Here is a 15,942-nt window from a genome sequence, read left to right on the forward strand (position 1 = left end):
TCCAACATCCAACGGGTTAACTTATAGTTGTCTATAAATTATATTTAAGTCCTAAATTGAATTTCGCTCCATAGTATTCCACCTGTTTTGGTCGGTTTGGCGTTTCTCCAAAATGATACATTAAAGGCTCATTCAGAACGTTATTTACATCACTGAAGATGGTAAAATGGTCGCCAACTTTATAAGAAGCTGAGAAATCAAGTGAGTTGTATTTACCATAATAAATATCGTTCATGTCAGTATTTTTGGCATTGGCATCAAAACTTGTTGCGTAGGCTCCTTTGTGGTTAAAAGCTGCTCTCACGTTAAGTTTTCCGCTTTCATAAAACAATTGTAAGTTGTATAATTCTTTTGCCTGATAAGGTGTTGACACTTTTCTTCCGTTTGGATTATTAGCATTTTTACCCAATGTCATTTCAGAATTCATAAGTGTTGCATTGATCTGAGTTCCGAAATATTTCAGGAATCCAGGCAAGAAGCTGAATCTTTTTGTGAATCCGAATTCCACTCCGCCAATCCATGCGTTACCACCGTTTGTTGGCGAACTGATTTCGATATCAGGAATTCCGTTAATAGTTCCCTGGTAGGTATCATCAAAAATTGGATCTGTAATTGATTTGTAGAAAACTCCAGCATTGATAATTCCCACTTCATCAAGGAAATATTCTCCCAATAAATCAAAGTTCCAAGAATAAGTTGGATTCAAATTTGGATTCCCACCTGCGTATTCACCATCAATAGTATTCAAAGAACCCGCTGGAGAAATGTCTCCAAAGTTGGGTCTTGCAAAAGTTCTCGTTGTTGCAAAACGAAGATTTAAATTATCAACCGGAGTATATTTTACATGTAACATTGGCAATACTGAAGTGTAATTTTTAGTATTTTCAGCATCAACCACTACATCATTTTCTACTGTTTTTCCGGTTACTTTTGTATTGGTATTCGTAACTCTCACCCCTCCTAAAACTGTCCATTTATCAGTAGCTAAATACGTTGCCATTGCATAAAAAGAAGAGGTTGTTTCGTCTACATTAAAGTTTCTTCCTAATCCTTTTCCTAATTCCGGAATTTGAGAATCTGTCGGATTTAAAACTAAATTACCTTGTGAAGTATTGAAAAATTTTGTCATACCACCAGTAGATAAAACCGGTCCGAAAGTGTTTCCGATATTCGTTCCTGTTTCTTTTCTCATATAGTCTGTTCCTCCAGGCTGAAGAATTAAATCCTGACTGTAATCTGATAAAAATGGTGTTGCCGATCCTGTCCAATTGTAATATTCATCTCTAAATGTGGCGATACGATCTTTGTCTGTTAATTTCGTACCGAATTTCATTTTAAGTTTTTCATTAAAATTGTGCTCGTAGTTTACAGCTGCAATAATGTTATCTCTTTCTACAATGCTGATTTTATACAACTCTAAAGTGGAGAATTTCATTTTTGTCGGATCTGTTTGGAAATTTGGATCTGAGAAAAAGTCAAATATTGATTTTGGATTATTTGGATCCAGCATACCGCCATCAGCAGCCCAATACGCTCTTGGTCCTCCTGCTCCGCCATTTGCAACCGGAACCGTATTCATATATTCCGGTTTAACACCAACTCCGGTTTGGTTGAATTGCATTAAGAAATAACTGTTGTCTTCTGCATTTGGAATATTTCCATATTTAAACTGATTTCTGTAAGAAGCCAGACTCCAGTCTAGATTTCCATTTGCCAATTGGTGTTTTCCACCTAAATCAATCCCAATAAACTGCGTCATTAATTCGTTGTGAATATCTTGCTGTTCAACTGTCAATGCATTCGTAGTACTGTTGAATTTATCAAAACGAATTCTGTGTTTGTAATGTGTTTCTTCATCTGTAAGTCCACCATAAGTTGCTTTCAGGAAGATTTTATCTCTTGAAGACGGATTAAATTCCATTGCACCATTTAAACCTGTCGTTTTTCTAACTCCGGTATAATCTCTTAATTCTAATCTGTAAACTCCCTGATCTCCTTGTCTTCTGGCTTCGTAATTATCAGTTGCCCAGTTTCTGTCCCAGTAAGTACCATTTATGATGTAACCGAATTTTCCGTTTTTACTTTTATCACCAATCGTAAGCGATCCGCTGTAAATTCCTTTATCTGATTTCTCATTGTAACCACTAAAAACACTTGCTTTAATAGTTCTTTTGGTTGGAGCAGTCTGCGTGGTAAAATTTACGCTTCCACCAATGGCATCTCCATCCATATCTGGTGTAATGGCTTTTGTAGCTTCGACATAAGCAATAAGATCTGATGGAAAAAAGTCGAATGCCGTTGCTCTTGAAGTGGTTTCTTCTTCAGCAGTTGGAATTCTGTTTCCATTAATTGTAGTTGATGACCAGAAAGGCGGCAAACCTCTTACCGAAACGAAACGTCCCTCACCTTGATCTCTTTCAATCGAAACTCCGGGCATACGCTGTACCGTTTCTGCAGCATTACGATCCGGAAGTTTTCCTATTCCATCGGCAGCAATTACGTTTACAATGCTCATTGATTTCTTTTGCATGTTCAGCGCTCTTGCTTCACTATTTCTTTGCGTCATTCCGCTTACTACAACTTCGTTTAATTCTTTTGAATTCGTAGAAAGTGTGATAATACCTAAACTTACTTTTTGATTGTCCTTAACTTCAACCGTAATGGTTTTTGTTTCATATCCTATATAAGCGATTTGTAATTCAAAATTTCCTGTTCTAACATCCTGAATCGTAAAAGAACCACTGAAGTCAGTTGTTGTTTTTTGATTATTTGACAATATAATAGTGGCTCCCGGCAATGGAGATTGTGAATCTGTAATGGTTCCGCTGATGGTTCCTTTTTGCGCTGTCATGTTTTGTGCAAAGAGTATAGCAGAAAAAATAAAAATTGCCTTGTAAATTGTTTTCATGGTTAATTGTTTACAAATATTAAATTTATTGAAGCAAATTAACAATGAATTTTACAAATAGTGAAAAAACGAGAATTATGTAATTGTTAAAAAAAAGGAAATTTAAGGGCTGCAATTTGTTAAGGATTTGTAAAAAAATAGAAAATGCAGTTTCCTGAAAACTAACACTTTTAAAGCTTTTTCTCTTTAAAATTAAGGCCTCGCAACACTTTACAAAACAATGAAAAGGGAAGTACTTTATTTGCTATTTCAAAAACTTACGGAAGTGCCTTTTTTTACTATTTGTAAACTTTTTAAAATTTTGCTGCAGTTTCATTTTATAAATTTCTTCAAAAATGAAATCTAAAATGATTGCCAATTTTTGTAGGTTCCCTTAGCTTAATCTTTTGGTAACCTTATGATAATTCTCATCGAGTAGTTTTGTTTATCAATACAACTTATTATGTTATTCCTTCTTTATTTAACCTCGATCCAATCTTTAATTACTGCTTTATTAATCTTTTTTAATAAAAAATTCAGGCAGGAAGATTTTTACCTTAGTCTCTTTTTCGGAACAATATTCTTTCACCTTATATATAAGATCTCTATACTCTTCTTTTATCAGGATGCCAATCTTTTTGAAAAACTGCACGGGAGTTTCTCTTTCCTCTACGGTCCGTTGCTTTATTTTTATATGCTTTCCGTATTTGGTAAGCCCATTTCAACCCGAAAAATCTGTTACCATTGCATTCCCTTCTTTATAGGTTTTGCCTTCAACATAGTTGTAGTGTTTATTGCGGTCACCAATCCTGTATTCCCAAAAATCATTAAACTTTCTAACCTTATAGTAATGATACTTCTAATGCCGTCTTTCCTCGGTTATAGTTTTTATTGTTTGAAGTATATCCGCTCTTCTCAACCAGATCCTTCCCGAATCTTTAATTTAAAAATCAGCATCGTAAAAGTTATTGCAAGTGTTTATTGTTCGTTGGGCGTCTTAACTGTTTTGGGACTTGTACTTTTGGCTCTTAATATGGAGATGAAAATAAACCTTCGATTCGTTTATTATTGTCTGATGCTTTTTATCTTCATTTATGTCATTCATATTCGCTTTGCTATATTTTTTGAGATTCAAAAAATGGTTATTGAACTTAAAAACGAAGAAAAATATAAAAACTACGAATTGAAATCAGATGAAATGAACGAGATCATCAATGCTGTTCAATCTTATTTCAAAACCAAAAAAGGCCATCTTGATTCTGAATTCAATCTGGATAAACTTTCGGCTGATTTAAATATCTCAAAAGTAAAAATCACACAAGCGCTCAATGTCGAATTGAAAACCAATTTTTATCAATACATCAATTCCTTAAGAGTTGAAGAAGCCAAAAGATTAATTGATAAAAAACAAGACGCCAATTTTGTTACAATTGGATACGAAAGTGGATTTAAAAACAAATCGACTTTTTATAAATATTTCAAACAAATTACCGGAGCAACTCCAAGTGATTACAAAAAAGTACTTGAAGAAGCTTTATCATCAGAAAATGCATTCTCGTAAAGCCTGTTTTTTTATAAGAAAAGTATTTCCATATCCAATTGAATTTCAGAATAACAAGTCCTTCATATTTAGTTAACCATTTGATATTATTAACAAATAACTAATAATCAACAACTTAAAAATAATTTTAGTCTTTTTTGTACGGCTAAATTTAAAAAGACTTCCGGAAAATAACCATCAGATAGTTTTGCAGCAGAAAATAAAAATTAACTACACACAATGAAAAAACTACTATTGTTATTTGCTTTGATTTTATCCGGAAATCAACTTATAGCGCAAAATTATGCTTCAATGATCGGAAAAGTTTCTGATGGAAAAACGTTTTTACCAGGAGTAAATATTTCTATTTTAGAAAGAAAAACGGGAACTTCAACAGACTTTGATGGTAATTTTCAAGTTTCGAATTTATCTGGCGAAAAGCTTACAGTCTCATTTAGTTATATGGGCTACCAAACGATTACCAAAGAAATAAAATTAGTTTCGGGTATTAATAATTTGGGAACTGTTACGCTTGCTGCAGAAGAAGGAGCATTAAAAGAAATTATTGTAAAAGGTTTTACAGGGCCATCTCAAATCAAAGCCCTAAGCATGAAAAAGAAATCACTTGCTATTATGGATGTGCTTTCTGCAGATGCTGTTGGAAAACTACCAGACCGTAATGCTGCCGAAGCGGTTCAAAGAATGCCAAGTGTAAGTGTAAACCGTTATCATGGAGAAGCCAATCAGGTGAGTGTTCGAGGAACACCTTACGGATGGACCTCTACGTTGTACAACGGAACAAGATTGCCAAGTGCTTCTGTAATGGGAACAAGAAACACACTTTTAGATGCCATTCCGACCGAAATGATTCAGTACATTCAGTTATCAAAAGCGATAACGCCTGATATGGAAGGTGATGCCATTGGAGGATCTGTGAATTTTATCTCCAGAACAGCACCCAAAAAAACAATGCTGAACGCGAGTCTTGGTGGCGGTTACAATCAAAAAGCTGAGAAAGGTTCTTATAATGCGTCTTTAGTTTACGGACAAAGATTCTTTAAAGATAAATTAGGAATTGTGTTGGCTGCTTCTATTTGGGACAGAAATTTCGCTACTGATGAAATGGTAGTGGATTACAATATCAACGCACCCGTTCAATCTCAAAAATATGGCATTAATACCGTTAATGCTAAAAGATATTTTGGGCAAAGAACTACAAAAGCAATAAGCGGTGGAATTGATTTTGAATTGAACGATAAGAATAAGTTTTTCGGGAAATTCTTGTATGACAAATTCAGAGACGTGCGTCCGGTTTATGAATCATTTTATGACTTTGCTAAAAAGAGATATACTTTTAGCTACCGTTATTCTGATTATAAAACAGATTTAAACGGATTAGAAATTGGAGGAGAACACAGAATTGGTTCTAAACTGAAATTTGACTGGTCGTTTGCTAACAACGAAATGACGTATCTTTTAGACACTCCTCCAAACATGCCTTCGGATATGCGAGGATTACCAATTGCACAGTTTTCTCAAAAATTGGTTGGTGATTTTGGTGTAAGATCATCAGACGGAGCGGTTTATAATACTTTTGATTCTCCTAACGGAAATGGTGTAAACATTTACAACATCGATCCAAAATTGACGAATCCAAATGATGTTATGGATCCTGCAAGATTAACTTTGCAACAATTGGTAATTACCCAATTAGACCAAAGAGATCATGATAAAGTGGGACAAATTAATTTTAATTATGATGCGACTGACAGATTTGTGATCAAAGCTGGTTCAAAATTAAGATTCAAAGACTATCAGGGACAACAAACGCCAATCGTTTATTTACCTGGTGCAGCTTTAGGAATTCCGGGTTCGCCAGCCTTACTTCCGATGAGCAGTTTACAAACGGAACCGTATCCAAATGCTAGTAATTTCTTTTCAGAAATTGGAAGTCCGTTCAATAATTTAATTGTAAACCCAATTACAAAAAATCAATTGTTTGATATTTTCACGCCATCTTATTTAAAAGCAAATGGTTTTGCAGATTATTCTCCGGCCTCTAATGTAACAACAAAGTTTAAAGGCGAAGAAAATGTTTTCAGCGCTTATGTTATGGGCGTTTATGATTTATCTGAAAAAACAAAAATCATTGCCGGTGCCCGAAACGAAGAAACAAATGTTACAATGAGCAGTACCGCTTATGATTCGCAAACTAAAGTAGCAACGCCAATTACCAAAACATCATCATATAATGCATTTTTACCAATGGTACATTTGAAATATGCTTTCAATGAAAACATCAATTTCAGAGCGGCTTATACCAGAACCTTTTCAAGACCAAACTTACCCGATTTAAATCCGAGTGAAATTATAGATGTTACTGCTGGAGTTCCAAAAATTACCAGAGGAAACACGGATTTAAAACCTACTTTTTCTAATAATTTAGATTTTATGGGAGAGTATTTCTTAACAGATATTGGATTGATTACGGCTGGTGTTTTCTATAAAGATATTAGCGACTATATTTTCAGGGATATTTCGGCAGAAAGAATCAATAACGTAAATTATATCGTGACGCAGCCTAAAAACATTAAAGATGCGAGTTTATTAGGTTTTGAATTGGGAATCACCAAAAGATTTACACAATGGAATGGTTTCTGGGGCGGATTTGGAATCGATTTTAATACTTCAATTATAAAATCAAAATTAGAAGTTTCAAGATATGATGCGCAAGGAAATGTAACCGCTACGGACGAAACTACATTGCCAAATCAATCTAAATTGTTGTTTAATTCTTCTCTTTTCTACGAAAAATATGGCTTCATGTTTAGAATCGCCGGAAATTACAGAGGAAAATCAGTAGAAACAATTAATCAAAATTTAGGTCCGGATTATTATATCTCTGCTATGCAAAATTTCACAGTTGATTTCTCTGCAGATTATTCGATCAGCAATAAAATCAAAGTTTTTATGGAAGTTAGAAATCTTACTAACGAACCCTTCAAACAATTTATGGGGAATAATGAAGGCCGAATCACCAACAGCGAATGGTCCTCTATCAACGGTCAGTTAGGTCTTAAATACCAAATTTTATAAGATTCATTTCTTTTCAAAAACTTTATAAATACTACTTAATGCAAGCTGATAGTTTCAGTTTGCATTAAAATTCTAATCTCTAATTTCAAAATAATTAAATATGAAAACTCAAACTCTTTTACGCACAACAGCAGTCTTTTTAATGATTGCTTTTCAAACTCAGGCTCAAAAAAATATGGAAATCGAGAACAGCCCGAACTTCAGATCACTATCCGGAATCCATAATAAAGACGGCAAAAAAATCAAAGAAGATATTATTTTCAGATCAGGTAATTTTTCTAAATTGACAGAGAATGATATTAAAAAATTCGACGCTTTAAACATCACTACGATTGTAGATTTTAGAAACGACGATGAAATAAAAAAAGATCCTGACTTTATTCCAGCAGGAGAAAAAATTGAAACTAAAAGAGCTAATATCGGTTCTATTAATGGCAAAGAAATGGGACAATTTATGAAAATTATGATGTCACCAACTTTCAACGAAGCTCAGGCAGATTCATTAATGGTTGCTGCCAATGCAGGATTTGCAGAAAGTGCAAAAGATTTTAAACCTTTCTTTGATGAAGTGAAGAAAAAAGAGACTATTGTTTTGTTTCACTGTACAGCTGGTAAAGACAGAACAGGATTTGCATCGTCTTTATTGTTGCATATTTTAGATGTTTCTGATGAAGAAATTATGAAAGACTATTTAAGATCTAATGAAGCAATTGCAAAAACAGATTTAAGCAAATACAAAGCCTACGGAATTCCGGAAGAAAGAATGGCGAAACTAATGGGCGTAAAAAAAGCTTACTTAGAATCAGCGTGGAATGCGGCTATCAAGAAATATGGCAGTATTGATAAAATGTTATTAGTAGAATATGGCATTGATAAAAAAGTCAAAAAACAAATTCAGAAAAAATATTTGGTTAAATAGTTTCGTTTTTTTTTAATTAAGCCGCTTAAAGCAATTTAAGCGGCTTTTTTTATTGTCTGAATATAAGTACAATACAATGGCAATCATATAAAATTTGCGCTTAAAATTGTAAGTATTCAAGTGTTTTGCATAGTAGCTTTGATAAGTACTTAATACAAGTAAACTATCGCAAAAACCACAATTCCAACTGATTATAACTTTTAAACTTTACGACCATGAACGAATCAAACAATACTTTAAAAAGCTCCAGTATTACTTCAGGCGATAATGTCTCGTTTTGGATTGATTCTACACAGATAATTTCCTCTGGTAAACCGAATCAGGATATAGAAACAGAAGTACTTATTATTGGTGGCGGAATTGCGGGTTTAACGACTGCTTATAAATTACTCAAAGCCGGAAAAAGAATAGTTCTGGTTGAAGATGGTTTTATAGGAAGTGGCGAAACCGGACGTACTACAGCGCATTTAACAAGCGCTTTGGATGACCGATATTATTTTCTTGAGAAAATATTTGGAGAAAATGCAGCCAAACTTGCAGCTGAAAGTCATACTGACGCTATAGATGAAATTGAAAAAATCGTTACCGAATTAAATATCGACTGTTCCTTTAAAAGAGTAAATGGTTATTTGTTTCTTCATCCTTCTGACAAAAAAGAAAATTTAGACAAGGAGTTTCATGTCACACAAAAAACAGGATTAAAAACTTCTATTTTAAAAGCCACTCCAGGATTGGCCAACGCCGAAAATCAAAGATGCCTTGCGTTTGCAAATCAGGCACAGTTTCATATTTTACATTATTTAAAAGGACTTACTGAAGCTATTATTTCTTTAGGTGGTATTATATATACAGAAGCCCATGCAGAAGATATTACCAAAAAGGGCGCAAAAGTGAACGGATATAATTTTTCTGCACAACATATTGTAGTAGCCACAAACAGTCCTGTAAATGATGTTTTGACTATGCATACCAAACAACATGCGTATCGCACTTATGTTATTGCCGGTAAAATTCCGAAAGGGCAGCTTCCCTACGCACTTTGGTGGGATACAGGCGATCAGCAATCTAAATGGGTTTCACAACCTTATCATTATGTGCGTCTGGAAAACTATGATGACAAATACGATTTATTAATTTCCGGTGGCGAAGATCATAAAACGGGTCAGTTAGATGAAGATGGAATATCAGCAGCCGAACGTTATGACAGACTCGAAGCATGGACGCGAAATTATTTTCCGATGCTGGAAGACGATTTGACTTACAGATGGTCAGGTCAGGTTATGGAACCGGTAGATTCTTTGGGATTTATGGGAAAGAATCCTGGTGATGACAATATTTATATTATTACAGGTGATTCCGGAAACGGAATGACGCACACCACAATTGGCGCTATGATTATTTGCGATAGTATAATGGGAGTTAAAAATAAATATCAGGATTTATACAACCCATCCCGTATTACCCTTAAAATTGCGGTTGACTTTGCAAAAGAAATGGGCAATATGGCGTCGCAGTATGTTGATTGGATTACTTCATCTGACTTAAAAAATACGGCAGATTTACCAGCTGGTGAAGGTGGCGTAATTTCATACGGATTAAAGAGAATTGCCGTTTACCGTGATTATGATAACTCTTTAAAAGCATTTTCTGCTGTTTGTCCTCATTTGGGCTGTATTGTAAATTGGAATGCTGATGAAAAATCTTTTGACTGTCCTTGTCATGGTTCCCGATTCTCGACAGACGGATCTGTTATCAATGGCCCGGCTCAAATCGATTTACATAAAATTCATATCAAACAAAAAACACATAACTCCACACAAAAAGAGAAGCCTTTCTGATTGAAAATCTGCTACATAAAGTTCCGTATAAAAATCATAAAAGAGCAAATTCTACTAAATTTTAAAGCCAAAGAATTCCTTCTATCAAGCTTAATTCTGTAATAATCATAATTAATCGTGTAAAAGGAAAACAGTATAAAGCACTTAATTTTAATCTTCTAAAAATTGCAAATCAATAAAAAATATAGAATTATGGAAACAGCCACAACATCTCATAAAAAAGTTTCTAATTCAGAAGCTTCAAAACTTAAAACAAATGTTTCAGCAATTGAAAGACTTTTAATGGTTACCAGCGGCGGCTATCTTTTGTATAAAGGATTATCAAAAGAAGATAAAAGCATCGCGCAAATCGGTTCCGGAAGTGCTATGCTGTTACGAGGACTTTCAGGCTATTGTCCTGTTTATGATGCCGTAGATCATATTAAAAATGACAAAGCTTCCAATGTAAACATTAGAGTTAGTAGTGTAATTAATAAACCAGTAAGTGAGGTTTATAATTTTTGGCGTGATTTCGAAAATCTGCCAAAATTCATGAACCATCTTGAATCTGTAAAACCTTTGAATTATACCACCTCAAAATGGACCGCAAAAGGCCCAGCCGGAATTGGTAAATTAACCTGGAAAGCCGAAATCGTAAAAGATGAAAAAGAAAGATTAATCAGTTGGAATTCTCTTCCGGAATCCTCTATAAAAAATGCCGGAAAAGTTGTTTTTAGACCTAACGGAAAAGGCACAGAAATCATTGTTACTATTTCGTATCATGCTCCACTGGGAGTTGCGGGCGAAAGCGCTGCAAAACTACTTAATCCGTATTTCGAAAAACTGGTGAAAGACGATATTATGAATTTCAAAACGTACTTAGAATCTGTTTAACTAATTTCAAATAAGTAAAAAAAATAAAAACCTGTAAAGAGAAATTCTTTACAGGTTTTTTCCCTTTTGTTATTATAATTTTAAGATATACATTGAACATAATGGAGAATAATAAAAAAATGATCAACGAACAAATGTCTAATGAAAGAACATTTTTGTCATGGGTCCGAACTGGCATCGGAATAATGGTTTTTGGTTTTGTAATCGTAAAATTTTCACTGTTTGTGAATCAATTACCAGTCAGTTTTTTTCGTGAAACCAATATTCCTAAAAATGGATTAACCATAATTATAGGTATAGCATTAGTCCTTACAGGTGCCGTTACCATTTTTTTATCGTATTGGAAATACCGACAAACGCACAAACTTCTGCAAAAAGGCGAATACTTATATTCTACATTACTAATTACAGTTCTGACCGTTGTTATTTTTCTGATGAGTATTATTATAATTACTTATTTAATTATGGCTGCTTATCCTTTTTCTTCTTAAAAACAGCTAACACACAATTGTAAAAACCTGATAATAATACAATTGCAAATAAAAAACTTATAACCTATTTCTATTTCTGGTTAATAGCTTTGTAAGTATTAATTATTAAATCTTATTATTATGAATACTTCAAACCACAGAAACAGCAGATCAGATAATGAAGCCATTACTTCTGAAACAATGGAAAATAAAGATCCGGCAATTAATCAGCATCAAAATAGTTACAAGGATAGAGAGCCTTACAATACTGATAATTCAGACGGACAAAATCTCGATGATAACGATGATATTAATCTTCAAAAAAACAGCAATCGAACAATTGATGCCGAAAGAGATTTAAGCGACAAAAATGATCCGAACCGAAGAACGTTGGACGAATATAGCGCCAATAAAGCGGAACCGGATGATGAGGAAGAGGAAGAATAAGCATTTTAAAATGGTATTCGAATTCTTAAACTAAAAAAGGGATTGTCTCCTATGAAACAATCCCTTTTTTTGATTTAAAGTTACTTAGAACTTAAATGTTATATTAGCGGTAACTCGTGTTGGGTTTTGCGCTGCAAGTCTGTAAGACCAATATTTTTCATTTGTTAAGTTGTCCACTTTAAGTCCAATTCTATATTTTGGCTGATCATAAAAAAGGGATGCATCTAAAACGGTATAAGCCGGAATTGAAAATTTAAAAGTTGTTGTATTCGTCTGATAATATTCGCTTCCGTAAATACCTCCAAAACCAATTCCTAAACCTTGTGCACGGCCCGTAACAAGCCTGTAACTTGCCCATAAATTTGCAGTTTGAGGTGATCCGGCTGTTGTTGGTCGTAATCCCTGAACACTTGCATTACTCTTTTCGTATTTACTATCATTATACGTATAACCCGCCACAATATTTAATCCCGAAATTGGATTGGCTATTAACTCGGCTTCAAAACCTCTGCTTACCTGAGTTCCGTCCTGAATTGAAAAGTTAGAATGCTCCGGATCGTCACGTGTTATATTTGTAACGGCAATATCATAATAGCTTAAGGTAGCTGATATTTTACTAAGATCGAATTTAAAACCACCTTCCCATTGGTTTGCCTGATTTGGTTTAAAAGTATTACCTTCAAAATCTGAACCTGAAACATTACTAAATCCGTTCATATAATTTCCAAAAGCGGCGATTTTATCCTTCACAATTTGGTAAACTACTCCAAATTTTGGAGAGAAGGCAGTTTGATTGTAATTTCCGGCAATTGAATCTTTGCTGGGAAAATACGATCCATGATTCTCATATTTATCCAAACGAATTCCCCCCATTACTAATAATTTATCAGTGACATTCAAAACATCAGAAACATAAGCGCTGTACGTATCTTCATCAGTCGAAACAAAATTATTAAAAGTAGCACCGTCAAACATTGGCTGTACTTTTTGAATGTTAAAATCGTTATAAGCGTCGCCAGGTTTTTTATAATCCATTGCGGGCATATTAATGATAGCATCATTTCGGGTTGCGCGCAGACTATAGAAGTCAAGACCGGCTACTACTCTGTTTTTAAGTTGTCCAATATTGAATTTTCCAATAAAATTTTGCTGAATATCTGTTCCATAAAAAGGTGATTCCTGATAAGTTACCTGTTGTCTTATTGTCGTATCTGATGTCATTTGTAAACCAGTCACATAACCATCAGATGACGATCTTGTTCTGGACAAAATAGTCTGAGAATCCCAACTTTCTGACATTTTATACTTTAGCTGTGCAAAAATATTGTATTGCTGACTCGTGTAATTAATAGTATTGTTGGCATAAGATAATTTATAGGGAATGCCAAGTTCTTCTATACTATGAGCCGTACCTTTTGTATAAGGAGCCAGTCTGGTTGGTGAAGTTGCTTTGTACATGCTGAATTCTATGTCAATTAAAAGACTTAACCTGTCATTGATTGCATAAGAGAAACTTGGTGCAATGGAGAAGTTTTTATTGAATCCGGCATCCTGAAAACTTCTTTCACTATGCAAAGCCGTATTGATTCGTAACAAAGCTGTTTTATCTTCGTTTAGTGGTGTATTCACATCAAAAGTCAGTCGGTTCAAATCCCAACTTGCGGCAGAATAGGAAACTTCTCCTTTAAAAGTATCAAAAGGCTTTTTAGTTACACGGTTAAATAATCCACCAAATGATGATAATGTACTTCCGAAAAGTGTTGCAGATGGTCCTTTGATAACCTCTATACGCTCTAAATTGGAAGGATCGATAGTGGTATAAGTAAAACTTCCAACACCGTTTCTTACTACCTGTGGAGTTGCAAAACCTCTCGAAATAGAAGTCGTACGTCCTTGATTTCTAACTTCGGCGATACCAGCTCCCGGTACATTCTTAAAAGCACTATTGTAGTCAGTAACTACCTGTTCTTTCATTAATTCCTTACTTACTACTATGTAAACCTGAGAGTTTTCGATGTTCTTTAAAGGCATTTTGGCAACGTCAAAACTTTCTTTTTTAGCAAAACGATTTCCTCCTGTTCTGATCACGACATCTTCCAGATTTTGAATAGAAGAATTTACTTTGATGTCAATTGAAACCGTTGGATTTTGCTCTGTAATCTCGGTATTTTCCAGAGATGATTCGTAACCAGTCATCGTAACTTCTAAAGTATATTTTCCGAATGGTACTTTTTTGAATTCAAAATTTCCTGCCGAATTGGTGACTGCGTTTTTATTAATCTCTACTAGTTTTACGATTACACCCTGACTGGCATTTCCATCATTAGTAATTACACTACCTGAAATTGAACCAGTTGCAGTTGTTTGCCCCTGTACACTGGAATTAAACAACAAAAACATCAATATTAAAAATGCTGATGTCAAGGATAAACTTGCTATTCTTTTATTGAGTACTTGTATATAATCTGAAATTGAAGGTATTGCTGTCCTCATATCTATATTTATTTAAACTGATTCTAAATTGAGCGCAAAAGAACAATATATTTCTAAATATATCAACACCAAATTGCTGTTTTTTCAAAATAAATTCGGCTCTGAATTTTAAACCAACAAGTACCTAAATTACTTGATTTGTAATAAGTGTTATTTGGAATGTTTCTAAAATACATCTACATTTGCGCAGCTGGTTTGAAAAACTTTTCAAAAAACAGCCTCTAATTTTAGTATACGCTTTATAAAATGAATCAGAAACAAATTAAAAATATAGCACGCCAGGTCCACTTATGGTTAGGTTTGGCAACCGGAATAATTGTTTTTATAATTAGTATTACTGGCTGTATTTATGTTTTTGAGGAAGAAATAAGAGGCTTGAGCAAAAAAGAAGATTTACTTGTACCAATTCAGGAAAAGCCTTTTGCAGGCGTTGAGAAAATTGTCCTCAATTTTCAAAAAGCAGAACCGGATCAAAAAATTACTTCAATCAAAGTAGATCAAAAAGCTTCTAATGCCGCTGTCGAACTTTCTACAAAAAAGAAAACGTACTTTTTTAATCCGTACGATGCGACATTACTTACCAGCGAAAAACAAGATTGGTTAAGTACTGTCAGAAAGCTTCATACTTCTTTGCTTTTAGGCGACACTGGAAGTTTTATTCAGAAATGGTCTGTGGTTATTTTCACCCTGATGTTACTAACCGGACTAATATTATGGTTTCCAAATCGGATTAAAGCGATAAAACATGCTTTGACAATTAAATGGAAGGGAACATTTAAACGGGTTAATTACGATTTGCATAATGTATTGGGGTTCTATGCGTCTTTTTTTCTGATTGTTATTGCCCTTACCGGTTTGTTTTTTGCTTTTAAAGGCGTAAAAAATGCAGCTGCATTCTTAACCGGAAGTGAACTTACTGACGGCATCAAAGTAGAATCAAAAGCAATTCCTAAAGAAGAGCCTTTAGCCATACTTTATAATCGAATTTACACAACGGCCATACAACAATATCCCGGAGCCAATACAGTAACCTTGTCCATAAGAAAAGACGGAGGTCTTAGGTTGAGAATGTTATATCCGTACGAATGGTCCAGAAAACAAAATACCTTTTTCTTTGATGCTTCAACAGGGCAATTACTTCGTTATAAATTATATAAGGATTTTAATACTGTTGATATTATCGAAGCCAGTAATTATGATCTTCATACCGGAAAAATCTTTGGGCTTTTTGGAAAAATAATTGCGTTCTTAGCCAGTTTAATTGCAGCCAGTTTACCTATCACTGGGTTTATTATTTGGTTGAAAAAGAAGAAAAAGAAGAAAAAAACGCAGATAAAAGCAGTTTAATTTAAGCCTATAAACATAAAGAGGAGCCACAA

10 protein-coding genes are annotated in these 15,942 nt (G+C 34.1%); 8 read left to right on the forward strand and 2 right to left on the reverse strand.

Annotated elements, in window-relative coordinates; all coding sequences use genetic code 11:
* Window positions 1-31: 31 nt before the first annotated feature.
* Entirely contained in the window at window positions 32-2,908 is a 2,877-nt protein-coding gene (locus AC3ITQ_RS17880; RefSeq protein WP_489235491.1) for a TonB-dependent receptor, read from the reverse strand.
* An 829-nt stretch (window positions 2,909-3,737) separates the two neighbouring features.
* On the opposite strand from AC3ITQ_RS17880, the gene AC3ITQ_RS17885 reads away from it, so the two are divergent.
* From AC3ITQ_RS17885 to AC3ITQ_RS17915, 7 genes are all read left to right on the forward strand, one after another.
* Window positions 3,738-4,448, forward strand: coding sequence for a helix-turn-helix domain-containing protein (locus tag AC3ITQ_RS17885; protein WP_489235492.1), 711 nt, complete (start codon window positions 3,738-3,740; stop codon window positions 4,446-4,448).
* A gap of 219 nt (window positions 4,449-4,667) precedes the next feature.
* Complete coding sequence (locus tag AC3ITQ_RS17890; RefSeq protein ID WP_489235493.1) at window positions 4,668-7,523, forward strand: TonB-dependent receptor; 2,856 nt, start codon at window positions 4,668-4,670, stop codon at window positions 7,521-7,523.
* 100 nt (window positions 7,524-7,623) lie between these two features.
* On the forward strand, window positions 7,624-8,442 hold the full coding sequence (locus tag AC3ITQ_RS17895; protein WP_489235494.1) for a tyrosine-protein phosphatase: 819 nt from the start codon (window positions 7,624-7,626) through the stop codon (window positions 8,440-8,442).
* Window positions 8,443-8,657: 215 nt separating this feature from the next.
* Window positions 8,658-10,280 (forward strand): FAD-dependent oxidoreductase, encoded by a 1,623-nt coding sequence (locus AC3ITQ_RS17900; protein WP_489235495.1) that lies wholly within the window; start codon window positions 8,658-8,660, stop codon window positions 10,278-10,280.
* Between the two features lie 192 nt (window positions 10,281-10,472).
* Window positions 10,473-11,153 carry an SRPBCC family protein gene (locus tag AC3ITQ_RS17905; protein WP_489235496.1) on the forward strand — a complete coding sequence of 227 codons (681 nt, stop codon included), beginning with the start codon at window positions 10,473-10,475 and terminating at the stop codon, window positions 11,151-11,153.
* A 101-nt stretch (window positions 11,154-11,254) separates the two neighbouring features.
* Window positions 11,255-11,644: a YidH family protein gene (locus tag AC3ITQ_RS17910; protein ID WP_489235497.1), complete on the forward strand. Its 390-nt coding sequence runs from the start codon at window positions 11,255-11,257 to the stop codon at window positions 11,642-11,644.
* A gap of 120 nt (window positions 11,645-11,764) precedes the next feature.
* A complete protein-coding gene (locus AC3ITQ_RS17915; RefSeq protein ID WP_489235498.1) occupies window positions 11,765-12,070 on the forward strand; it encodes a hypothetical protein in 306 nt (101 codons plus the stop codon).
* Window positions 12,071-12,154: 84 nt separating this feature from the next.
* Here AC3ITQ_RS17915 and AC3ITQ_RS17920 read toward each other — a convergent pair whose 3' ends face one another.
* On the reverse strand, window positions 12,155-14,563 hold the full coding sequence (locus AC3ITQ_RS17920) for a TonB-dependent siderophore receptor (protein ID WP_489235499.1): 2,409 nt from the start codon (window positions 14,561-14,563) through the stop codon (window positions 12,155-12,157).
* 246 nt (window positions 14,564-14,809) lie between these two features.
* Between AC3ITQ_RS17920 and AC3ITQ_RS17925 the strand changes: the two genes are divergently transcribed.
* Complete coding sequence (locus tag AC3ITQ_RS17925; protein WP_489235500.1) at window positions 14,810-15,910, forward strand: PepSY-associated TM helix domain-containing protein; 1,101 nt, start codon at window positions 14,810-14,812, stop codon at window positions 15,908-15,910.
* The last annotated feature ends 32 nt before the right edge of the window (window positions 15,911-15,942 follow it).

It is taken from the genome of Flavobacterium sp. KH_001, from assembly GCF_057840745.1.